The sequence below is a fragment of the Micromonospora sp. NPDC047620 genome, assembly GCF_043205005.1.
In the GTDB taxonomy this organism is placed as follows: domain Bacteria; phylum Actinomycetota; class Actinomycetes; order Mycobacteriales; family Micromonosporaceae; genus Micromonospora.
Window position 1 is genome coordinate 183,874 of sequence record NZ_JBIDDG010000002.1, and the last position, 21,557, is coordinate 205,430.

17 protein-coding genes and 1 pseudogene are annotated in these 21,557 nt (G+C 72.5%); 6 read left to right on the plus strand and 12 right to left on the minus strand.

The features are described from left to right. Positions 1-6 precede the first annotated feature (6 nt). From ACGF5C_RS03145 to ACGF5C_RS03165, 5 genes are all read right to left on the minus strand, one after another. Entirely contained in the window at positions 7-1,020 is a 1,014-nt protein-coding gene (locus tag ACGF5C_RS03145; RefSeq protein ID WP_393296222.1) for an ABC transporter ATP-binding protein, read from the minus strand. After that, positions 1,013-2,035 carry an ABC transporter ATP-binding protein gene (locus tag ACGF5C_RS03150; RefSeq protein WP_393296487.1) on the minus strand — a complete coding sequence of 341 codons (1,023 nt, stop codon included), beginning with the start codon at positions 2,033-2,035 and terminating at the stop codon, positions 1,013-1,015. The genes ACGF5C_RS03145 and ACGF5C_RS03150 overlap by 8 nt, the downstream gene beginning before the upstream one ends. A 26-nt stretch (positions 2,036-2,061) precedes the next feature. After that, positions 2,062-3,039: an ABC transporter permease gene (locus ACGF5C_RS03155; protein ID WP_393296224.1), complete on the minus strand. Its 978-nt coding sequence runs from the start codon at positions 3,037-3,039 to the stop codon at positions 2,062-2,064. 75 nt (positions 3,040-3,114) lie between these two features. Beyond that, positions 3,115-4,041: an ABC transporter permease gene (locus tag ACGF5C_RS03160; protein WP_393296226.1), complete on the minus strand. Its 927-nt coding sequence runs from the start codon at positions 4,039-4,041 to the stop codon at positions 3,115-3,117. A gap of 147 nt (positions 4,042-4,188) precedes the next feature. Next, on the minus strand, positions 4,189-5,832 hold the full coding sequence (locus ACGF5C_RS03165) for an ABC transporter substrate-binding protein (RefSeq protein WP_393296228.1): 1,644 nt from the start codon (positions 5,830-5,832) through the stop codon (positions 4,189-4,191). A 429-nt stretch (positions 5,833-6,261) separates the two neighbouring features. On the opposite strand from ACGF5C_RS03165, the gene ACGF5C_RS03170 reads away from it, so the two are divergent. Continuing rightward, positions 6,262-6,996: a PIG-L deacetylase family protein gene (locus tag ACGF5C_RS03170; RefSeq protein ID WP_393296230.1), complete on the plus strand. Its 735-nt coding sequence runs from the start codon at positions 6,262-6,264 to the stop codon at positions 6,994-6,996. A 198-nt stretch (positions 6,997-7,194) separates the two neighbouring features. Here the strand turns inward: ACGF5C_RS03170 and ACGF5C_RS03175 are convergent, their stop codons facing one another. Both ACGF5C_RS03175 and ACGF5C_RS03180 read right to left on the minus strand, forming a co-directional pair. After that, complete coding sequence (locus ACGF5C_RS03175; RefSeq protein ID WP_393296232.1) at positions 7,195-7,881, minus strand: response regulator; 687 nt, start codon at positions 7,879-7,881, stop codon at positions 7,195-7,197. After that, positions 7,881-9,146: a PspC domain-containing protein gene (locus ACGF5C_RS03180; protein WP_393296234.1), complete on the minus strand. Its 1,266-nt coding sequence runs from the start codon at positions 9,144-9,146 to the stop codon at positions 7,881-7,883. The genes ACGF5C_RS03175 and ACGF5C_RS03180 overlap by 1 nt, the downstream gene beginning before the upstream one ends. Before the next feature lie 172 nt (positions 9,147-9,318). Here ACGF5C_RS03180 and ACGF5C_RS03185 point away from each other — a divergent pair, with 172 nt between their 5' ends. The 3 genes and pseudogenes from ACGF5C_RS03185 (at position 9,319) to ACGF5C_RS03195 (ending at position 13,008) form a co-directional block, all read left to right on the plus strand. Beyond that, positions 9,319-10,995, plus strand: a complete 1,677-nt coding sequence (locus tag ACGF5C_RS03185; protein ID WP_393296236.1) for a PspC domain-containing protein — start codon at positions 9,319-9,321, stop codon at positions 10,993-10,995. Next, positions 10,992-11,264 (plus strand): annotated as a pseudogene (locus tag ACGF5C_RS03190) (hypothetical protein); the annotation flags it as partial. The gene ACGF5C_RS03185 and the pseudogene ACGF5C_RS03190, both read left to right, overlap by 4 nt. Before the next feature lie 490 nt (positions 11,265-11,754). Continuing rightward, positions 11,755-13,008, plus strand: coding sequence for a phosphatidylserine decarboxylase (locus ACGF5C_RS03195; protein WP_393296238.1), 1,254 nt, complete (start codon positions 11,755-11,757; stop codon positions 13,006-13,008). A gap of 70 nt (positions 13,009-13,078) precedes the next feature. Here the strand turns inward: ACGF5C_RS03195 and ACGF5C_RS03200 are convergent, their stop codons facing one another. The 3 genes from ACGF5C_RS03200 to ACGF5C_RS03210 form a co-directional block, all read right to left on the minus strand. After that, a complete protein-coding gene (locus ACGF5C_RS03200) occupies positions 13,079-13,996 on the minus strand; it encodes a CDP-alcohol phosphatidyltransferase family protein (RefSeq protein ID WP_393261504.1) in 918 nt (305 codons plus the stop codon). 423 nt (positions 13,997-14,419) lie between these two features. Continuing rightward, positions 14,420-15,325 (minus strand): NUDIX hydrolase, encoded by a 906-nt coding sequence (locus ACGF5C_RS03205; RefSeq protein ID WP_393296240.1) that lies wholly within the window; start codon positions 15,323-15,325, stop codon positions 14,420-14,422. A gap of 129 nt (positions 15,326-15,454) precedes the next feature. Beyond that, complete coding sequence (locus tag ACGF5C_RS03210; protein ID WP_350704025.1) at positions 15,455-16,402, minus strand: NUDIX domain-containing protein; 948 nt, start codon at positions 16,400-16,402, stop codon at positions 15,455-15,457. A 144-nt stretch (positions 16,403-16,546) separates the two neighbouring features. On the opposite strand from ACGF5C_RS03210, the gene ACGF5C_RS03215 reads away from it, so the two are divergent. Further along, a complete protein-coding gene (locus tag ACGF5C_RS03215) occupies positions 16,547-16,879 on the plus strand; it encodes a PspC domain-containing protein (protein ID WP_393296242.1) in 333 nt (110 codons plus the stop codon). Positions 16,880-16,886: 7 nt separating this feature from the next. Here the strand turns inward: ACGF5C_RS03215 and guaA are convergent, their stop codons facing one another. Next, positions 16,887-18,440 carry a glutamine-hydrolyzing GMP synthase gene (gene guaA, locus ACGF5C_RS03220; protein ID WP_393296244.1) on the minus strand — a complete coding sequence of 518 codons (1,554 nt, stop codon included), beginning with the start codon at positions 18,438-18,440 and terminating at the stop codon, positions 16,887-16,889. A 145-nt stretch (positions 18,441-18,585) separates the two neighbouring features. Then, positions 18,586-20,283, minus strand: coding sequence for an FAD-dependent oxidoreductase (locus tag ACGF5C_RS03225; protein ID WP_393296246.1), 1,698 nt, complete (start codon positions 20,281-20,283; stop codon positions 18,586-18,588). Between the two features lie 135 nt (positions 20,284-20,418). On the opposite strand from ACGF5C_RS03225, the gene ACGF5C_RS03230 reads away from it, so the two are divergent. Then, positions 20,419-21,552 (plus strand): LCP family protein, encoded by a 1,134-nt coding sequence (locus ACGF5C_RS03230; protein ID WP_393296248.1) that lies wholly within the window; start codon positions 20,419-20,421, stop codon positions 21,550-21,552. Positions 21,553-21,557: the final 5 nt, after the last annotated feature.

The following is a 21,557-nucleotide window of genomic DNA, read 5'->3' on the forward strand; positions in this document are numbered from 1 at the left end:
TGGGTGTCACACCTCGTGCGTCTGCACGATCTCCCGCTTCTCGGCGAAGTGGCAGGCGCTCAGGTGGTCCGAGCCCGGCCGGATCTCCAGCAGCGGGACCTGCTCGGCGCAGACGTCCTGCGCCTTCCAGCAGCGGGTCCGGAACCGGCAGCCCGAGGGCGGGCTGATTGGCGACGGCACGTCACCGGTGAGGCGGATGATCGCCTTGTTCTCGCGGACGGTCGGGTCCGGCACCGGCACCGCCGACAGCAGCGCCTGGGTGTACGGGTGGGTCGGCCGCTCGTAGATCTCGTCCTCGGTGCCGATCTCCGCGATCTTGCCGAGGTACATCACCGCCACCCGGTCCGACAGGTGCCGGACCACCGACAGGTCGTGCGCGATGAACACGTACGACAGGCCGAACTCGCCCTGGAGCTGCTCCAGCAGGTTCATCACCTGGGCCTGGATCGACACGTCCAGCGCCGACACCGGCTCGTCGCAGACGATGATCTCGGGCCGCAGGGCGAGCGCCCGGGCGATGCCGATGCGCTGCCGCTGACCGCCGGAGAACTGGTGCGGGTACCGGTTGATGTGCTCCGGGTTCAGACCCACCAGGTCGAGCAGTTCCTTCACCTTGCCCCGGCGGCTGCCCTTCGGCGCCACCTCCGGGTGGATCTCGAACGGCTCGCCGATGAGGTCGCCGACCGTCATCCGCGGGTTCAGCGAGGTGTACGGGTCCTGCATCACCAGCTGGATCTGCCGGCGCAGCCGCCGCAGCGCCCCACCGGAGAACTTGGAGATGTCCTGGCCCTTGTAGAGCACGCTGCCGGAGGTCGGCCGCTCCAGGTTCATCAGCACCCGGGCCAGGGTCGACTTGCCGCAGCCGGACTCGCCGACCACACCCAGGGTCTCGCCGGCCTTGAGGTCGAAGGAGACCCCGTCCACCGCCTTGACCTGGCCGATGGTCTTCTTGAAGACCACACCCCGGGTCACCGGGTAGTGCTTGACCAGGTCACGGACCTCGAGGATGTTCTCAGTCACGGTTCACCAGCTCCTCGGCGAAGTGGCAGGCGCTGGCCCGGCCGGCACCCACCTGCAGCAGCGGCGGGACCTTCTCCCGGCAGACCGGCTGCGCCATGGGGCAGCGCGGGTTGAACGGGCAGCCCGGCGGGATGTTCATCAGGTTCGGCGGGAGGCCCTTGATGGTCCGGAGCTGCTGCCCCTTCTCGTCCAACCGGGGAATCGAGTTGATCAGGCCGATGGTGTACGGGTGCGCCGGCTTGGCGTACAGGTCGTAGACGTTGGCTTCCTCGACGATGCGACCCGCGTACATGACCGCGATCCGGTCCGCGACGTCGGCGACCACGCCGAGGTCGTGGGTGATCAGGATCATGCCCATCTGCCGCTCCCGCTGGAGCTCGGCGAGCAGGTCCATGATCTGGGCCTGCACCGTCACGTCCAGCGCGGTGGTCGGCTCGTCCGCGATCAGCACCTCCGGGTCCAGTGCCAGCGACATCGCGATCATGGCGCGCTGCCGCATACCACCGGAGAACTGGTGCGGGTAGTTGTTGAACCGGCCCTTGGCGTTCGGGATCTTGACCTGGTCGAGCATCTCGATCGCGCGCTTCTTGGCGTCGGCGCGGCTCATGCCGCGCCGCACCCGGAACTGCTCGGCGATCTGGAAGCCGACGGTGAAAACCGGGTTGAGCGCGGAGAGCGCGTCCTGGAAGATCATGGCGATGCCCTCACCGCGGATGCGGCGCCGCTCCTCGAAGGACATCTTCAGCATGTCCTTGCCGTGGAAGCGGACCTGACCGCCGGTGACGAAACCGGGCGGCGTGTCCAGGATGCCCATGATGGTCTGCGCGGTGACGCTCTTACCGGAGCCGGACTCGCCGAGCACGGCGAGGGTCTCCCCCGCGTCGACGTGGTACGTGACCCCGTTGATGACCTTCGCGACGCCGTCCCGGGTGCGGAACTCCACGCGGAGGTCGTCGACCTCGAGCAGACGGCCGGAGGGGCGACCGGAGGTACCCGCTGCGGACTGCTCGGACACGAGAATGTCGGACAACTGAATCGCCCCTAGCGGAGTTTCGGATCGAGGGCCTCGCGGACCGTCTCGCCGAGCACCACGAAGCTCAGCACGGCGGTGACGAGGAAGGCGGCCGGGAAGAAGAGCAGGTACGGCGCGACGCGGATCAGGGACTGGGCCTCGTTGATCATGATGCCCCAGGAGACCACCGGGCTCTTCAGGCCGACGCCCAGGAAGGACAGCGTCGCCTCGGCGCCGATGAACGAGCCGACCAGGATCGTCCCGTAGACCAGCAGCGGCGCGAGGCTGTTCGGCAGCAGGTGCTTGAGGATGATCCGGCCGGTGCCGGCGCCCAACGCCCGGGCCGCGACGATGTAGTCGGCCTCCTTGGTCGCCAGCACCGAGGAGCGCATCAGCCGCATCACGACCGGCCAGCCCAGCACGACCAGGGACATGCTCACCAGGGCCATGATCTCGGCCTTGCTGTTGCTCGTGCCCGACCCGTTGAAGGTGGTCAGGATGACGATGGCACCCAGCACGAAGGGCAGGCCGAAGAAGACGTCGGCGATCCGGGAGAGCAAAGCGTCCACCCAGCCGCCCCGGTAGCCGGAGATGATGCCTATCGCGCCACCGATCAGCAGCACGCCGACCACGGAGAGCACGGAGACAACGATGGAAGCACGAGCGCCGTAGATCACCCGGGCGTAGACGTCGCGCCCCTGGAAGTCGTAGCCGAACGGGGCTTCCGACGACGGGCCGACGAGGCTGTTCTGCAGGTTGCCGTTCGCCGGGTCGCCGGAGGTGAACAGTGACGGAAAGGCGGTCATCACGAGGAAGATGACGATGAACGACGCGGAGATCCAGAACAGCGGCTTGCGACGCAGGATGAGCCAGGCGTCGCCGAGGAGGCCGCGCGGCTTCTCCTTGCGGGCGTTCTCCGGCTGGCCCGCGTTGGTGGGCGCGCCCAGCTCGGTCGGCGCGGTGGCCGGGGGCGTACTGACGATCGACGCGGCACTGGGGTCGCTCATGCCGGCACCTCGCTCCGCTCGACCCGGGCGTGGGTGCCCGGGAACGCTGCTATGACCAGGTTTCGTTCGCTGCGCTCACTCATAGCGGATCCTCGGGTCCAGGGCGGCGTAGAGCAGGTCCACCACGAGGTTCATGAACAGGTAGACCAGCACCAGGACCACCACGATGGAGACGACCGTAGCGCTCTCCTTGGTGGTGATCGCGCGGAAGACCTGGCGGCCGATTCCGTTAATCTGGAAGATGCCCTCGGTCACGATCGCGCCGCCCATCAGGGCGCCGAGGTCGGTGCCGAGCAGCGTGACCACCGGGATGAGGGAGTTGCGCAGCAGGTGCACCCCGACCACCCGGCGCATCGGCAGGCCCTTGGCGATCGCGGTGCGGACGTAGTCGGCGCGCCGGTTCTCCGCGATGCTCGTCCGGGCGACCCGGGCGATGTACGCCATCGAGGCGCTACCCAGCACGAAGCCGGGCACGATCAACTCCGTGAGGCGCATCTCGCTGGAGACGGTGGGCTTGATGATGCCCCACTGCACGCCGAGCACCCACTGGAGCACGAAGCCGATGACGAAGATCGGCAGCGCGATCAAAAAGAGGGTGGAGACCAGGACCAGGTTGTCCAGGAAGCCGTTACGGCGCAGGCCGGTCAGCACACCCGCGGTGAGGCCGATGACCGCCTCGATAACGAGGGCCACCAGTGCCAGCTTCAGGGTGTTCGGGTACGACGTGGCGATGATGTCGCTGATTTCCCGGCCGGCGAAGTTCGTCCCGAAGTCGCCCTGGAACAGGTTCTGCATGTAGTTGCCGTACTGCACCCAGATGGACTGATCCAGCTTGAACTTCTCGGTCATCAGGTTGACGTAGCTGTCCGGACAGGCGCGGTCGCCGCACTTGCCGGCGAACGGGTCGCCGGGCACCGACCAGACCAGCCAGTAGATCAGGAACGTCGTTCCGATGAAGACCGGGATGAGTTGGAGCAGCCGTCTCAACAGATAACGGCCCATGGGGTGGTCCTCCAGACAGGGGGCGCGTCGGACGGCCGACACGGGGATGACGGGCGTGGCGAGGGACTGTTGTAACACTCCCTCACGGAACGGCCCGGGTCGGGCCCACCGGTAGGTGAGCCCGACCCGGGGTCAGGACCGTTCGGATCAGAGCTCGACCGAGGTGAGGTCCAGCTCGCCGACGTTGGTCAGCTCGAGCTTCTTGACCTTCTCCGAGTGGCCGGACTGCTGGCCCTGGAAGTAGACCGGGATCGTGGGAACGTCCTGGTCGATCAGGGCGACCGCCTGAGCGAACTTGTCGTGCGCGGCCTCCAGGCTCGGCGCGGAGCTGGCCTCCTTGGCCAGGGCGTCGACCTGCGGGTTGCTGTACAGACCGTCGTTCGAGGAGCCACCCTTCACGTAGAGCGGGTTGACCCAGTTCTCCACGTCCGGGTAGTCCTGCTGCCAGCCGGCGCGGTACATGCCCTTCATCTTGTGGGCGTTGATGTTCTGACGGAACACCGCGAAGGTCGGCATGCCCTCGGCGCGGGCGTTGAGGCCCAGGTTGGTCTTGACCTGCTGCGCGACGGCCTCCATCCACTCCTTGTGGCTGGCGTCGGCGTTGTAGTACATGACCAGCTCGCCGGTGAAGCCGCCGGCCTCGGCCAGGAGCTTCTTGGCCTCGTCGACGTTGAACTGGCAGGCGGTGCAGTTACCCGGCTTGGCGCCCGGGGTCAGCGGGTTGGCCCAGCTGTCGGCCGGCTTCCGGTTGCCGAAGAAGATCTTGTCGCTGATCTCCTGGCGGTTGATCGACATCGAGATCGCCCTGCGCAGCTTGGCGTTCTGGAAGCGCTTGTCGTAGATCGGGAAGGCGATGATGCCGGTCGACGGCGTGGTGGAGGAGACGGCCCGGTCGCCCAGGTCCTGCTTCCACTTGTCGCCCGCGAGCGAGGAGACCGGAACCTGCTGCATGAAGTCGATGTTGCCGGCGAGCAGGTCGTTGTAGGCCGCCGTGTCGTCCTGGTAGATCTTGAGGGTGACGTCCTTGATCTTCATCTTGTCACGCAGCGTGTAGTCGTCGAAGCGCGTCAGCTTGATCTGGACGTCGTCTTCCCACGACACGAACTTGACCGGGCCGTTACCGATCGGCTTCTTGCCGAACGCCTCGGCGCCCTGGGTGAAGAACGCGTCCGGCAGCGGCATGAAGGTGCTGTAGCCGAGCTTGGTCGGGAACACGGCGGTCGGCGCGGCGAGGGTGACCTCGAAGGTCCAGTCGTCGACGACCTTCAGGCCGGACATCTCCTTGGCCTTGGGCTCGGGGGCCTTCTGCGGGCCCTCGGCGCCGTCCGGGTCCTCGGTGTTGACGTCCCCGAAGCCCTGGATGTCGGCGAAGAAGCTGCCGTTCTGCGCGCCGTTCGGCGAGTAGGCGCCCCAGTTCCAGGCGTCCACGAAGTTCTTGGCCTTGACGGGGGTGCCGTCGTGGAACTTCGTGTCCTTCTTGATCTTGATGGTGTAGACCTTGGAGTCGGTCGTCTCGATCGACTCGGCGAGAGCGTTGCGCGGAGCGCTGCCGTCGTTCGGGTACTCGACCAGACCGGTCCACATCCAGTCGATGATCTTGCCGCCACCGGTCTCGGTGGTGTTCGACGGGACCAGGCCGTTCTCCGGCTGGGTGCCCTCGATGGTGATCGCGCCGTCGGCGCTGGCGCCGGCGTCGCCGCCGTCGCTGTCGCTGCTCGAGCAACCGGACGCGACGAGCGCGAACGCCGCGCCCAGCGCGACCGCGCTGCTTGCCCGCTTCGAGACTCTCATTCCGAGGGGCCTCCTCTTTCTAACCTGGTTCCGTCGTGGGTTTCACGCACGCAAGGGGGTGACACGTCCGCCGGCCCGCAGCGCGGGACGCCGGTTTCACCGCAGTGAGATCGGGACAAGGGGTGTGCCGATTCGCCGGGCCACCCCGCCCGCCGGGCTCGGCACCGCGCAGGCGAGACCACCACGGAGCACCGTTCACAGACGGCGGCCGTGGTCGTCAGGCCGTACGGAGTGCCTCGCTCGAGGGGTGAGGTGCTGCCACTGTGACACTTACCGGCCTGTTCCGTGAAGGTGCCGTTATCAAGCCGTTAGTTGGTCGCCACGTTGCCGATACTTGAAAAAAGATCATGATCGGTGCCGGTCGTACTGCTCTGAGCAGGAAAGACACGGTTCTGCGGGATCAACACCCCGGGCGTACGCTCAACGCTTGTGAGCTTCCCCGCGTCCGCTCCCGCACTTTCGGACGTCGTCCGGGCGCTGGCAGTTTTTGCCCATCCGGACGATATCGACTTCGGCTGTGCGGGCACAATGGCCAACTGGGTGGAGGAGGGTATCGACGTCGCCTACCTGATCGTCACCCGGGGCGAGGCGGGCGGCTGCGACGGCACCCCGCGCGGGTCGGTGACCCGGCTGCGGGAGGAGGAGCAGCGGGCGGCGGCCGCCGCGGTCGGCGTACGGCAGGTGGAATTCCTCGACGGGTACGTCGACGGCGCCCTCGCCCCGACGCTCGACCTGCGCCGGGACGTCACCGCGGCGATCCGCCGGCACCGGTCCGACCGGGTGCTGACCAGCTCGCCGCTGCGCCGATGGGAACACCTCGCCGGGCCAGGGCACCCCGACCACCTCGCCGTGGGCGAGGCCACGACCTGCGCGGTCTACCCGGACGCGCGCAATCCGTGTGCCCACCCCGAACTGCTGGCCGAGGGGCTCCAGCCGTGGGTGGTCCGGGAGATCTGGTACGCCGGCGGCCCGGCACCGGACCACACCGTCGACGTCACCGGGCAGTACGCGCGCAAGGTCGCCGCGATGCGCGCGCACCGCTCGCAGACCGCGCGGATGGACGTGGAGAACTGGGTTCGGGACCAGCTCACCACGGCGGCCGACGAGGCCGGGCTGCCGGCCGGCCGGCTGGCCGAGGCGTTCACCGTGCTGCGTACCGGGTGACCTGACCGCCGGAGATTCGCGCACCTCCTCCCCAGGGGGACCCGCCGAACGGCGGGTGAGCGAAACCGCCGTTCCCGCGGGTTCGCTCACCCGCGCGCGAGAACGCGACGAGGCATTATGGGACGGGAATTGATCGTTTGTCAGCCCCTGCAGGCCAGATTCATCGCTTCCGCCCGAAATGGTGGGGAAAGATGTGGATCACACGAGCCGGCGGTCGGCCGCCCAGCGGGACAATTCATACCTGTTGGACATCTGGAGCTTGCGCAGCACGTTCGACACGTGCGTCTCGACCGTCTTGATCGAAATGTAGAGCTCCTTGGCGATCTCCTTGTAGGCGTACCCCCGGGCGAGCAGCCGCAGCACCTCGCGCTCGCGGTTGGTGAGCTGGTCCAGCTCCGGATCGGCCACCGGCGCGTCCGGACGGGCCGCGAACGCGTCCAGCACGAACCCCGCCAGCCGGGGGCTGAACACGGCGTCGCCGTCGGCCACCCGGCGGATCGCGGCGGCCAGTTCCTCCGGGGAGATCGTCTTGGTGACGTAGCCCCGCGCGCCGGCCCGGATCAGCCCGATCACGTCCTCCGCCGCGTCCGAGACGCTCAACGCCAGGAACTTGACCTGCGGATGGGTACGCCGCATCGCCTCCAGCACCGCGCGGCCACCGCCGTCCGGCATGTGCACGTCGAGCAGCACCACGTCGGGCAGCGTGGCGGCGATCCGGGTGACCGCCTCGCCGACCGTGCTCGCCTCCCCCACCACCTCGACGTGCGCACCCAGCTCGGCGCGTACCCCCGCGCGGAACATGGCGTGGTCGTCGACGAGGAAGACCCGCAGCCGCTCCGCGCCGGCACCCGCTCCCTCGACCGGTTCCTTCGACTGCTCGGTCATCACTTGTCCCTTTCCGCCGTGGACGAGTCCCGGGAGATCGGCAGGATCAACCGGACCTCGGTCCCCTCCCCCGGCCCGGACCGGATCTCCGCCCGGCCGCCGTGCCGCTTCATCCGCCCGATGATCGAGCCCCGGACGCCGTGCCGGTGATCCTCCACCGTATCCGGGTCGAAGCCCTTCCCCCGGTCCCGGACGAAGACACTGACCTGGTCCGGCTCGACCTCGGCGTACAGCGAGACCGTCTGCACCCCGGCGTGCCGGGCGGCGTTCACCAACGCCTCACGCCCGGCCGCGACCAGCGCGCCGACCCGCTCGTCGGTCTCCCGGTCGCCGACCACCACCGCCTCGACGGTGATCGCGAAGGTGTCCTCGACCTCGGCGGCGGCCTGCTCCAGCGCGGCGGCGAAGCGCTCGGTCGGCGATCCGGTGGGCTTGTAGAGCCAGTTGCGCAGCGAGCGTTCCTGCCCCCGGGCGAGCCGCTGGACCGTCTTCACGTCGGCCGCGTTGCGCTGGATCAGGGCCAGGGTGTGCAGCACCTGGTCGTGCACCATCGCGGCCAACTCGGCCCGCTCCTGTTCGCGGATGCGCCCCTCGCGCTCCAAGCGGAGCTGGTTGAACGTCCGCCACAGCACCGGCGCGGCCACCACCCCGACCCCGGCGAGCCCGACCAGGGCGAAGATCACGCCGTTGAGCACCGCGTCGAAGTTCTGCGCCGGGGAGTAGACCGCGGCGACGCCGATGATGCCGACCGCGACCAGCACCCCACCGCCGATGAACCGCAGCACGAAGGCCCGCCGGTCGCTCTCCTCCACCACCGCGCCGAGCCAGGGCACCGGCATGGAGTCGCCCCACTGCCGCCGCCGCTCCGGGGCCGACTGGTGCCAGATCACCCCGGCGCCGACCGCGATGATCGCGACGAGCCAGCCGGCGGTGCCGGCCGCGCCGACCGAGTCGAAGACGATCATCTGCACCAGCAGCACGCCGAGGCCGATCGCCACGAACGGCAGCAGCTGGGCGACGTCCCGACGGGGCGGTACGGCGGTGTCGCCGGGCCGCAGCGGCACGACCGCCCAGAAGGCCGCGTAGAGCAGCAGGCCGAGACCACTCAGCCCGAGCAGCACCATGAAGGCGACCCGCACCCGGCGCACCGAGATACCGAGGTGGTCGGCGATGCCGGCGGCCACCCCGGCGGCCATCCGGTGCTCGGGGGCGCGGTAGAGGCGAGGTGGCTGTTTCACGGCGTCGATCGGAGGCTCCCTGGTCACGACGGGCACGGGGCGGGCGACCGTCCGCTGCCGGCGCCGGTTCGATCGTCACACGCTGCGCCGCCACCCGACCACGGGGACGCCCCCGACATTCCGGCCGCCGGGATCTCAGGGTGGGGTCAGGGTCGGGTCCTGAGGTCGTCCGGGCGGTCGGGGCAGCAGGATCGAGGGCATGACCGAGGAAGCTGCCCAGTCCCCCCGTCCCGGGGCGGCACAGCCCGGTGGACCGCCGCCCGCCGCGACGCCCGCCGACGGGACCGCGTCCACCGCCTCCGGGGCGCCGCCGCCGGTGGCCGCGCCAGGCGCGGCCGGGTGGACACCGCCGCCCGGCGCCGGGCCGGGCGTGGATCCGGGCGCCGGGCCACAGCCGCCGTCCGGCGGCGCCGGCTTCACCTCCCGGTACGGGCTGGTCCGCCCCCGCGACGGCCGCTACCTGGCCGGCGTCTGCGCGGCGATCGGCCGGGCCACCAACACCGACCCGGTGCTCTGGCGGGTGCTCCTCGCCGTGCTCGGCTTCTTCGGCGGCATCGGCATTCTGGTCTACGTCACCGCCTGGCTGATCATCCCCGGCGAGGGGGACAGCGCCTCCCCCGTCGAGTCGATGCTCGGTCGGGGCCGGTCCAGCATGTCCCCGATCACCGTGATCGTGCTCAGCATCCTGGTCGCGATCAGCTTCGGCTACATCGTCACCGACGCGTTCCGGGCGGTGCTGCTCGGCGCCACGATCCTGATCGGCGGGGCACTGATGCTCAACCGGGACAACCGGGGCACCGGGGCCACGCCGGCCGGTACGGTCCCGCCCGCACCGGCCGCCCCGCCCGGCCCGGTGCCGCCGGTCAGCTATCCCGCTCCGGCCGCGTACCAGGCCCCGTCGAGCGTCGCAGTGCCCCCCGGCGGGACCCCGGCCCCGGCCGCGCACGCGGGTGGCGTCCCGGTCACCGGCCAGCCGGCCGAGCCGACCGCCGAGCTGCCCGCCTGGCCGCCGGCCGCCCCGCCCGCGCCGACCGCCCCGCCCGCGCCGGCCCCCTTCCCCGGGGGTACGCCGACCGCCGGCTGGCCGGCCGCACCCATGTCCGGCTGGCCCGCCGCGACCTCGGGGGGCGCACCGCCCCGCCCCGCGCCCCTGCCGCCGGGCTACCGGCCCCCGTTCGCCCCGCACGGCCCGTACGCCGGCCAGGCGGGCATCCCGCCGCTGCCGCCACCGCCGCCGCGGCCGGCGAAGCCCCCGAAGCGCCCGCGTGAGCGCTCCCCGCTCGGCGCGGTGACCTTCTCGCTGATCTTCCTCGCCCTCGGCGTGGTCGCCGTCGTCGACCTGCTGGACGTCTTCGACGTCGGGGCGTCGGCGTACTTCGCCGCCACCCTGGCCACCATCGGGCTCGGCCTGCTGGTCGGCACCTGGTTCGGGCGGGCCCGGTGGCTGATCGCGCTCGGCGTGGTGGCTGCCGCCGCCCTCGGGGTGGCCACCGTGGCCGAGTCCTACGACCGGGTCCGGGGCGTCGACGGCAACGTGACCTGGGCCCCCACCGACCACCGCGACCTCGCCGTCCGCTACGAGAACAGCTTCGGCGACGCGACCCTCGACCTGCGGGCGGTCGACTTCGACAAGAAGAACACCGAGATCACGGTCTCCGTCAACTTCGGCGAGTGCACCGTGGTGGTGCCGCCGAACGTCGACGTCACCACGGTGACCGACGTCAACGCCGGTGACGCGGTCGTCTTCGGCAAGCGCTCCGGCGGGCTGGACGGCCCGCTCCGGGAGACGACCGACCTGGGCGCCGACGGCGCCGGCGGCGGCACACTGCGCCTCTACGTCCACGTGAACGCCGGCAACCTGGAGGTGACCCGGTGAAGGCCCACCGCACCGACATCGTGTCGTTCGCCTTCGGGCTGATCTTCGTCGGGCTCGCCGCGTGGTGGCTGCTCGCCAAGTTGCTCGGGCTCGCCCTGCCACCCGTCGGCTGGTTCCTGGCCGGCGCGCTGATCGTGATCGGGCTCCTGGGCCTGGTGGGCGCGCTGCGCTCCGGGCGCTCCGCCGCGACCGGCAAGGAGGCAGCCCCCACCCCGGACGGCGTCGAGCCCACCACCGCCCAGCCGGTCGCCGGACCCGCCGGTGACGAGCCGGACCGGCACGCCGCCGACGTCGACCCGACCCGGTGGGACCTCGACCGGCCGGCCCCGGCCGACGAGCCGGCGGCATGGGGCACCGGGCGGTCCGACTGGGGCCAGCGGTCCGAATGGGGCGGGCCGTCCGAGTGGGAGGTGTCCGTGCCGATGTCGGGCGCACCGACGGCCGTCCAACGGACCGGCGACGACGCCGAGGAGTCGCCCACCGAGGCGGTCACCGACGTCCGCGCCGACGCGGTCGAGGACCGGCCCGCCGACGAGGACGACCGGCCGGGCCCGATCGGCGGCGCCTCGTCCGGCGAGGAGCAACCGCGCGGCTGACCACAGCGGTGCGGCCCGCCTCCGCAGCCGCCTATGCTGGCCGGTGGAGATCTCGCCTCCGCCGGCCGGCCCGCGCCGACCTGGCCGCCGAGCCGGCCGGACCGCGCCGCCGTGGCGGTCCCGCCGCGATTCCCGTCTCTACCCCGTCAGGAGCCCGTCCGACATGACGCAGTCCCCCGCCGTGCGCCCCGCCGGCCGCTCCGGTCCGGTCCGCATCGGCGAGCGAGCCGCCCGTACCCTCGTCGCCGAGCTGGCCCGGATGAACGACCCGAAGGCCGCCCTGCTGGTCGGCGCGACGCCGGAGTCCGCGGTGCTGGCCGCGGCGATCGACGCGCTGCTGCCCGGCGACACCCTCACGCTGGTGCCCGCCGGGTCGACCAGCCCCGGGGCGCTGCGGCAGCACGTCACCGCCCAGGGTCGCTGGGTCGCCGACCGGGTCCGCGTGGTCGACACGCTCACCGAGGCCGAGCCCGCCGCGGTGGTCATCGCCGGGGAGCCGTTCACCGGCACGGCCGACGAGACCCGCGGCGCCGTCGAGGGCCTGACGAAGTACCTCACCGACGGCGCGGTGCTGAGCGTGGCGACGACCGCCACGCCGGGGCGCACGGCGGGCGCGGCGGCGGAGCTGGACCGGCAGGGCGCGCTGTACGGCGTCGGCACCGACCTGGTGCTGCGCAACAACCCGCCGCTGCGGGTGTACCGGCTCCGCTTCACCCCGGCCGATGCCGCCTCGGCGGCGTCGCTCGCCCCGGCGCACCGCCCGTCGAGCGTGCCGCTGACCCGCGGCATGCACATCGACTCCAACGGGGTGGCCGCCGCCGGCATCACGCTCGGCCTGGCCGCGCTGACCCGGCTCGCCCGGCCGAAGTCGAAGCTCTGGCTGCTCCCCGCCCTGGCCGCCGCGCCGGTGGCCGCCTTCTTCCGGGACCCGGAGCGCGACGTGCCGGAGGACCCGTCGGCGGTGGTCGCCGCGGCCGACGGCCAGGTGCTGTCGGTGCAGCGGCTGCACGACGAGCGCTTCGGCGAGGGCGAGTGGCTGCGGGTCGCGGTCTTCCTCTCGGTGCTGGACGTGCACGTCAACCGCGCCCCGGTCGCCGGCAAGGTGGTCGACTACTTCGTCGCCGACGGCGGCTTCGCCAACGCGATGAAGCCGGCGGCGGAGCACAACGTCGCCGCGTACACGGTGCTGGACACCGCGCACGGCACGGTGGTCGTGGCGCAGCGCACCGGCCTTATCGCCCGGCGGATCGTGCAGCGGGCGCCGATCGGCGCGCTGCTGGCCAGGGGCGAGCGGTTCGGGCTGATCCGGTTCGGCTCGCGCACCGACGTCTACCTGCCGGCCGACGCCGCCGAGCCGCTCGTCGGGCCCGGCGACAAGGTGGTCGGCGGCTCCACCGTCATCGCCCGCTGGCGCTGACCCCGGCGGGCACGGGCAGACACGAAAGGGGCGCCGCGGGATCGCGGCGCCCCTTTCGGCGTACGTGGGGTCAGGCGGTGCGACGCTGGCGGAGCCAGAGCACCGGGCCGCTGACCAGGTAACCGACCACGATCAGGGCGAAGGTGAGCCGGATGTCGACCAGCGCGCCGATCACCGGGGCCAGCCACACCCACGGCGGCAGCTTGACCAGGCGGGCCAGCTTCGCGTACGGGAAGCTGGAGACCATGGCGAAGGCGAGCAGCGCCACGCCGGCGACCTGGACCGTGCCCGGCACCGGCAGCCCGATGGCGACGGTGAGGGCGAGGACGGCGGCCGCCATCGTGGTGGGCACGCCGCAGAAGAACCGGCCGTCCTTCGGCGAGACGTTGAACCGGGCGAGCCGGATGGCCGCGCACGCCGCGACGAGGGCGCACGCCACCGCCGCCGCCGCGGTGGACACCGACCCGGCCAGCGAGGCGTAGACCACCACGGGGGCGGCCAGGCCGAACGAGCACATGTCGGCCAGCGAGTCCATCTGCGCGCCGAACGGGCTGGCCACGCCGAACTTGCGGGCGAGCGCGCCGTCGAGGCCGTCGAACACCACGCAGGCGATCAGGCACAGCGCGGCGACCCGCACCTCGCCCTGCATGGCGAGGAAGATCGCCAGCATGCCGAGCATCAGGCTGCTGAGCGTGCAGGCGTTGACCACCGCGAACTTCATCCGGCGGGCGACCGTCCGCTCGCCGGGGAGCAGCGGGATCGCCATCGCCGGCTCGTCGACCGGGGCCGCCGGCGGGAGGGCGGGGCTGACCGGGGCGATCGACGCGACGTCGCCGCGCTCGAACCGGTTCAGACCGTAGCGGCGGCGCGGCCGGTCGGCGTACCGGTGCTCGGGCAGCGACAGGTCGGTGGCGCCGCGCAGGTCGCCGTCGCGGCGGCCCACCCGGACCAGCAGCACCTGCCGGGCGAACGTGCTGCTGCGGCGCAAGGAGCCCGCCCAGCGACGCCCTGCGGGGCGCGGACTGTCAGTGGTACGACGCCGGCGCCATGGGGCTCTCGGCACGTTTCCTCCATCACCGGATCGGCTGACCGCCACGGGGGCGGGTGTCCGGCTGTCTCGTGCCGGACCTTTCTGGCCCGGCAGCCATTTTGCGGAGTACACCATCGCATAGGGGAACGGGGATTGGCGATAGCTGGCGGCGGCACTTATATCTCCCTTAAACCGCGCGAACCGCCTCTTATTCCCAACCCGGGCTCCATCGCCCGTTTCCTCCACCAACCCCACATCGAATGTACCGGACGCCCTCGCCACCGGCTCGGCGAGATCCGCCGCCTGCCCCGACGTCCGATTATGGACCGTAATCGATGTCACAGCCGGCCGGGCGCACCAGGCGCGAGCCGGCGATCGTCGTCAGCGGGACCGGCCCAGCGCCAGGGCGGCGATCTCGGTGAGCCGCAGCCCGGCGAGCTGCTCCGGGGTGAACCAGGCGGCCCGGGCGGTCGAGCCCCCGGCCAGCTCCGTCACCCGCGGCTCGGTCGGCGCGTCGACCGCCACCCGGTAGACCACCCGGACGCCGTGCCAGTCCAGCGGGCGCCCCTCCGGGCCCAGCGCGGCCGGGTTGTGCAGGTTGTCGACGCCGACCAGCTCGACCACCCGGCCGAGCTGACCGGACTCCTCGACCAGCTCGCGCAGCAGGGCGGCGACCGGCTGCTCCCCGTGGTCGGTGCCGCCGCCGGGCAGGTGCCACCGGCCGGCCCCCGGATAGCCGTCGGCGATCATGGCGAGCAGCACCCGCCCGGCCGGGTCGGTCACCAGCCCGTACGCCCCGAAGCGCTGCCGCCGGTCGGCCGACGGCGCGCCCTCGCGGGGCAGCGCCCGGGGCAGGCCCGCCGGCAGGGGCGTGACGGGGAGGCCGAGCACCTCGGCGGTGAACGGCATCAGCGGCACCGCCGCCGCCTCGTCGGGGGCGAACCAGGCCAGCTCGTCGCTGCCGCCGGCCGGCTCCGGCCGCGGTTCGCCGTCACGCACCGTGACGTCGAAGACGAGGCGGTCGGTGTGCACCGCGACGCCGGAGTCACGGAACCTGGCCACGTCGGCGAGCACGGCCCGCAGCCCGGCCACCTCCACGGTGAGGCCGGTCTCCTCGGCGAACTCACGGACCACGGCGTGCGCGGGATCCTCCGCGTGCTCAAGCCCGCCGCCCGGCAGCTGCCAGACGCCGGGATACGGGCACGAGGCCGAGCCCCGGGCCAGCAGCACCCGACCGCCGGCGCCCCGACACACCCCGTACGCCCCGACCCGCCGCCGTTCCTCCACCCGCCCGCACTCCCCCGCCCGCGCCGACCCGCTCCGTCGATCATGAGGTTAGCGGCAGCGGAGTCGACGTGCCGCCCGGTCAACCTCATGATCGGCGGACGGGTGGGAGAAGGGGGCGCGCGACGCGGGTCAGGCCAGGCGGGCGGCCTGGACGGCCTCGGCGGTGACCTCGGTCAGGCGGTCGGTGGGGAGGGCGCCCAGCTCCTCCCGGGCGAACCAGCGGGCCTCGCAGGTGGAGCCACCCACGTCGGCGACGGTGGGCGGGGCCGGCTTGTCGACCACGACCCGGTAGAACGCGCGGACGCCGTGCCAGTCGATCGGGTAACCCTCCGGGCCCAGGGACGCGGCGTCCCGGTGGCTGGCCACGCCGAGCAGCTCGACGAGGCGGCCGGTCTGCCCGGTCTCCTCGACCAGTTCCCGGATCAGGGCCGCGCCGGGCTGCTCGCCGTAGTCCGTGCCGCCGCCGGGCAGGTGCCAGCAGCCCGCGCCCGGGTAGCCGTCGGAGACCCGGGTGAGCAGCACCCGCCCGTCCGGGTCGGTCACCACGGCGTACGCGGCGAAGCGCTGGGCCCGGTGCAGCCCGTCCGGACCGGGCACGGCGTAGAACGAGGGGAATTCCGGCGGCTCGTCCGGGACGATGTCGGCGGACGAGGCGGGCACCCCGAGGGCGCGCGCCGTGAACGACCGCAGCGGCAGCTCGCGGGCCTCCTCCGGGGTGAACCAGCGGGCCAGGTCGGTCGGCCGGTCGACCCGGTCGGTGAGGGTCCCGCCCCGGACGGAGACGTGGTAGATCAGGCGGTCGGTGTGGATGGTGATGCCCCGGTCCGGCAGCGCCCGCATGTCGGCCAGCACGTCGTGCAGGCCGTCGACGGTGACGGAGAGGCCGGTCTCGGCGGCGGTCTCGCGGACGACGGTGTGGTTCGGGTCCTCACCGTGATCGACCGCCCCGCCGGGCAGCGACCACGTGCCGGGAGTGCCGGAGCGCTCCGATGCGCGGACCAGCAACACTCGGCCGACTGAATCAGCACAAACTGCGTATGCCGCGATCCTGCGGAGCGGCTCCAGCATGGTGGTCACGGGGCCAAATTCTCCCCCGCCCGGGTTGCCTGCATCGAAAAGAGTCAGATTCTTGACTCAATGCTCGCGCCTCAGGGGCAGGTCAGGGTAAGGCTCCGGGCGGTCACCGAGGTCGGCCGGGTCGGCGGCGCGGATGGTGGAGGCATGACTTCCACCGCCTCTTCCCAGCCCCCGTACAAGCAGCTCCGCCGCCCCGTCACGGACCGCATCGTCGCCGGGGTGGCCAGCGGCCTCGGCCGCTACTTCGCCGTCGACCCCACGCTCGTCCGGGTGGTCTTCGCGGTCACCGGCCTGCTCACCGGCGGGCTCGCGCTGCTCGCGTACCCGATCATGTGGTTCCTGATGCCCGAGGAGCCGGCCGACGCCCCCGCCTGGCCGCACCCGGCGCAGGCCGCGCCGCCCACGGTGGCGCAGCCGACCGCCGCGCAGCCGACCGTGGCGCAGCCCACGCCGCCGACCTACCCGCCGGCGGCGTGAGGCCGGGTCACTCCCACTCGATGGTGCCCGGCGGCTTGCTGGTGACGTCGAGCACCACCCGGTTGACCTCGGCGACCTCGTTGGTGATCCGGGTGGAGATCCGGGCGATCACCTCGTACGGCAGCCGGGACCAGTCGGCGGTCATCGCGTCCTCGCTGGAGACCGGCCGCAGCACCACGGGATGCCCGTAGCTGCGGCCGTCGCCCTGCACCCCGACGCTGCGCACGTCGGCCAGGAGCACCACCGGGAACTGCCAGACGCCCCGGTCCAGCCCGGCGGCGGTCAACTCCTCGCGGGCGATCAGGTCGGCCTGGCGGAGCAGGTCGAGACGCTCCCGGTCGACCGCGCCGATGATCCGGATCGCCAGGCCGGGACCCGGGAACGGGTGCCGCCAGACCATCGCCTCCGGCAGGCCGAGCTGGAGACCGAGCGCCCGGACCTCGTCCTTGAACAGCGTGCGCAGCGGCTCGACCAGGCTGAACTTCAGGTCCTCCGGCAGGCCGCCGACGTTGTGGTGGCTCTTGATGTTGGCGGTGCCGGTGCCGCCGCCGGACTCGACCACGTCCGGGTAGAGGGTGCCCTGGACGAGGAACTCGACGTCGCCGTGGGCGGCGATCTCCCGCGCGGCGGCCTCGAACACCCGGATGAACTCCCGGCCGATGATCTTGCGCTTCTGCTCCGGGTCGGTCACCCCGGCCAGCGCGCCCAGGAACCGGTCGGCAGCGTCGACCACCTTCAGCTTGATGCCGGTGGCGGCGACGTAGTCCTTCTCCACCTGCTCGGCCTCGCCCGCGCGCAGCAGGCCGTGGTCGACGAAGACGCAGGTGAGCTGGTCGCCGACGGCCCGGTGCACCAGCGCGGCGGCGACGGCCGAGTCGACCCCGCCGCTCAGTGCGCAGATGACCTCCTTGTCGCCCACCTGCTCGCGGATCCGGGCGACCTGCTCGTCGATGATGTTCTCGGGCGTCCAGGTCGGCGCGATGCCGGCGATGTCGTAGAGGAAGCGGCGCAGCATCTCCTGGCCGTGCGCGGTGTGCCCGACCTCTGGGTGGAACTGCACGCCGGCCCGGCGGCCGGCCAGGTCCTCGAACGCGGCGACCGGCGCGCCCGCCGACTCGGCGGTCACCGCGAAGCCCGCCGGGGCCTCCGTGACGCAGTCACCGTGGCTCATCCACACCGGCAGGTCGTCCGGCAGCTCGCGGAGCAGCACGCCGGCCTCCGGGCGGGCGCGCAGCGGGGTGCCGCCGTACTCGCGGTTGCCGGTGCGGGCCACCGTGCCGCCGAGGGCCTGGGCCATCGCCTGGAAGCCGTAGCAGATGCCGAAGACCGGCACCCCGGAGTCGAACATGCCGGCGTCGATCTGCGGGGCGTCCGGCGCGTAGACGCTGGACGGGCCGCCGGAGAGGATGATCGCGGCCGGGTCCTTCGCCAGCATCTCGGCGACCGGCATTGAGTGCGGGACGATCTCGGAGTAGACGTTGGCCTCGCGCACCCGGCGCGCGATGAGCTGGGCGTACTGGGCTCCGAAGTCCACCACGAGGACGGGGCGAGGCGTGCTCATGTGCAGAAAGCCTACCCACCGTCACGCCCGCGCCCACGACGGCCCGCCACACGTCACCCCCGCCGCGCGCGATCTTGCATTCTCCGCCCGGACATGCGGCCCGAAAACCGCACAGCGGGGGCCGAAAGTGCAGGATCGCGGGAGATCAGGGGCGGAGGGCGCCGGGGGCGTGCGGGGGCACCGCCGGGTGGCGCGGGGGGACCGGGTCCACGCGGACGTACGGGGAGTTCAGGGGCGGGCGGGGGTCCTCCTCGCCCTTGTTGGGCCAGAAGGACATGGCGCGTTCCGCCTGGGCGGTGATGGTCAGCGACGGGTTCACCCCGAGGTTCGCCGAGACCGCCGCGCCGTCGACCACGTGCAGCCCCGGGTGGCCGAAGACCCGGTGCCACGGGTCGACCACGCCGTCGGCCGGGGTGGCACCGATCACCGCCCCGCCGAGGATGTGCGCGGTCATCGGGATGTCGAACGGCTCGGTCAGCGTCCCGCCGGGCGTACCGCCGATCTCCTCGGCGAGCAGCCGGGCCGCCCGGTTGCCCGCGGGGATCCACGTCGGGTTGGGCACGCCGTGCCCCGGCCCGGAGACCAGGCGCCGCCCCAGCGGGCCGCGCCGCAACCGGGTGGTCAGCGAGTTGTCCGCCGACTGCATGACCAGGGCGATCACCGTCCGCTCCGACCAGTCGCGCACCGACAGCAGCCGGGCCGCCGGGCCGGGCTGGCGCAGCAGCGTGCCCAGCCAGCGGCGCACCCGGTGCGGGCCGCCGTCGACCAGCAGCGACTGGAGCAGCCCCATCGCGTTCGAGCCCCGCCCGTAGCGGACCGGCTCGATGTGGGTCTGCGGGTCGGGGTGGAACGAACTGCTGATCGCCACCCCCTCGGTGAAGTCGAGCCCGTCGGCGCGGGCCCGCCAGCGGGGCACGGAGGCGCCGAGGATCGCCTCCGAGTTGGTCCGGGTCAGCTCGCCGAGGCGGGGCGAGAGCGCGGGCAGCGCCCCCTCGGCCCGCATCGCGTGCAGCAGCCGCTGCGTGCCGAGGGCGCCGGCCGCGAAGACGACCTGGTCGGCGTGGACCACCTGCCGCCGTGCGCGCGGCCAGGCCCCGGTGCGCACGGTGTGCACCGCGTACCCGCCGCCCTCCGCCGGGCGCACGGCGGTCACCGTGGTCAGCGGGTGCACCCGGGCGCCGAGCCGCTCGGCCAGCCACAGGTAGTTCTTGACCAGGGTGTTCTTCGCGCCGTACCGGCAGCCCGTCATGCACGCGCCGCAGTGCGTGCAGCCGGTGCGCTCCGGGCCGGCGCCGCCGAAGTAGGGGTCGGCGACCCGCTGACCGGGCCGACCGATGTGCACGCCGACCGGGGTGGCGCGGAACGTGTGCCCGACCCCCATCCGCTCGGCCACCGCCCGCATCGCCCGGTCCGCGGGAGTGACGACGGGGTACGCGGTGACACCGAGCATCCGCTTCGCCTGGTCGTAGTGGCGGGCCAACTCGTCGCGCCAGTCGGTGATGCCCCGCCACTGCGGGTCGGCGTAGAAGGCGTCCAGCGGCTCGTAGAGGGTGTTCGCGTAGACCAGCGAGCCGCCGCCCACCCCGGCCCCGGAGAGCACCAGCACCCCGCCGCCGGCCTTCCGGTCGGCCGCCCGCAGCAGCGTGATCCGCTGGAGGCCGTAGCAGCCGAGGCGGGGCGCCCAGAGGAAGCGGCGCAGCCGCCAGGAGGTCTGCGGGAACTCGTCGTCGGCGAAGCGACGCCCGGCCTCCAGCACACCGACCGCATAGCCCTTCTCGGCCAGCCGGAGCGCGGTGACGCTGCCGCCGAAGCCGGACCCGATGACGACCACGTCGTACCGCATGCACGCATCATTACCGCTGAGTAGCCATCGCGCCAGCACGGGTTTCCGCGCGATCATGCTCCGGTCCGTCGATCCGGGGACGCCCACCCGAACCCGGGCCCGAAGTCCGAACGTTGATTCACACGGGGGTGTCGCATGGCTCAGGGGACAGGGGCACAGCGCCCGAGGTGGGTGCTGGGGCTCGCCGCCCTCGCGGCGGTGGTGCTGGTGGCCGCCGGCGTGCTGGTGGTCACCCGCCTCGTCGGCGACGACGGGTCACGGCGGACCGGACCGACCGCCGCCACCGCCACGCCGGCCGCGAGCGCCACGCCGCGCGCAGATCCCACCCCGAGCCCCACGGCACCGCCGGGCGCCGGCATCACCGGCCCGCTCAACCTCCTGCTGGTCGGGGTGGACACCCGGGTCAGCGTGCCCGGCTGGGAGCCGCACGGCGACGCCGTGCTGGTGGTCCACGTGCCGAAGGGGCTCGACCGGGCGTACCTCTTCTCCCTCCCCCGCGACCTGCTGGTCGACATCCCGGCCTTCCCGAAGGCCGACTACGGCGGCGGGAAGACCAAGCTCACCCACGCGATGAGCTACGGCAGCCGGGTGCCGGGCAAACCCGAGCAGCCGAGCACCGCCCAGGGGTTCGAGCTGCTGCGCAGCACGGTCAGCGGCTACACCGGGCTGCGCTTCGACGCTGGCGCGGTGCTCACCTTCAACGGCTTCGACAAGCTGGTGGACGCCCTGGGCGGGGTGGACCTCTACGTCGACCAGCGGGTGGTCTCGCTGCACCGCCGCCCGGACGGCCGGCACCGGGAGCCCGCCCCGGGCGGCGGCGGCTACGTCGGGCCGCAGATGGTCTACGAGAAGGGTGAGCGGCACCTCACCGGCTGGCAGGCGCTGGACTACGCCCGGCAGCGCTACATCACCGGCGGCGACTACGCCCGGCAGCGCCACCAGCAGCAGCTGGTCAAGGCGCTGGTGACCAAGATCCTCGACGAGGACCTGGCCCGGCAGCCGGAGCGCGTCCAGCAGGTGGTGGACGCGCTCGGCGACACGCTGGTCTACGCGGGCGGGCCGCGGATCGTGGACGTCGCGTACGCCCTCGGCGGGCTGTCGCCGGACCGGTTCGTGCTGGTCGGCCTGCCCGGCGAGGGGGTGGGCCAGGGCAGCGCCTACCGGGGCGAGCAGCTCGAGCCGGCCGGCCGGAAGTTCCTCACCGAGCTGCGCGCCGGCCGGGCGGACGCGTACCTCGCCGCCCACCCGGAGCTGCGCGTCAAGGGCTGACCGCC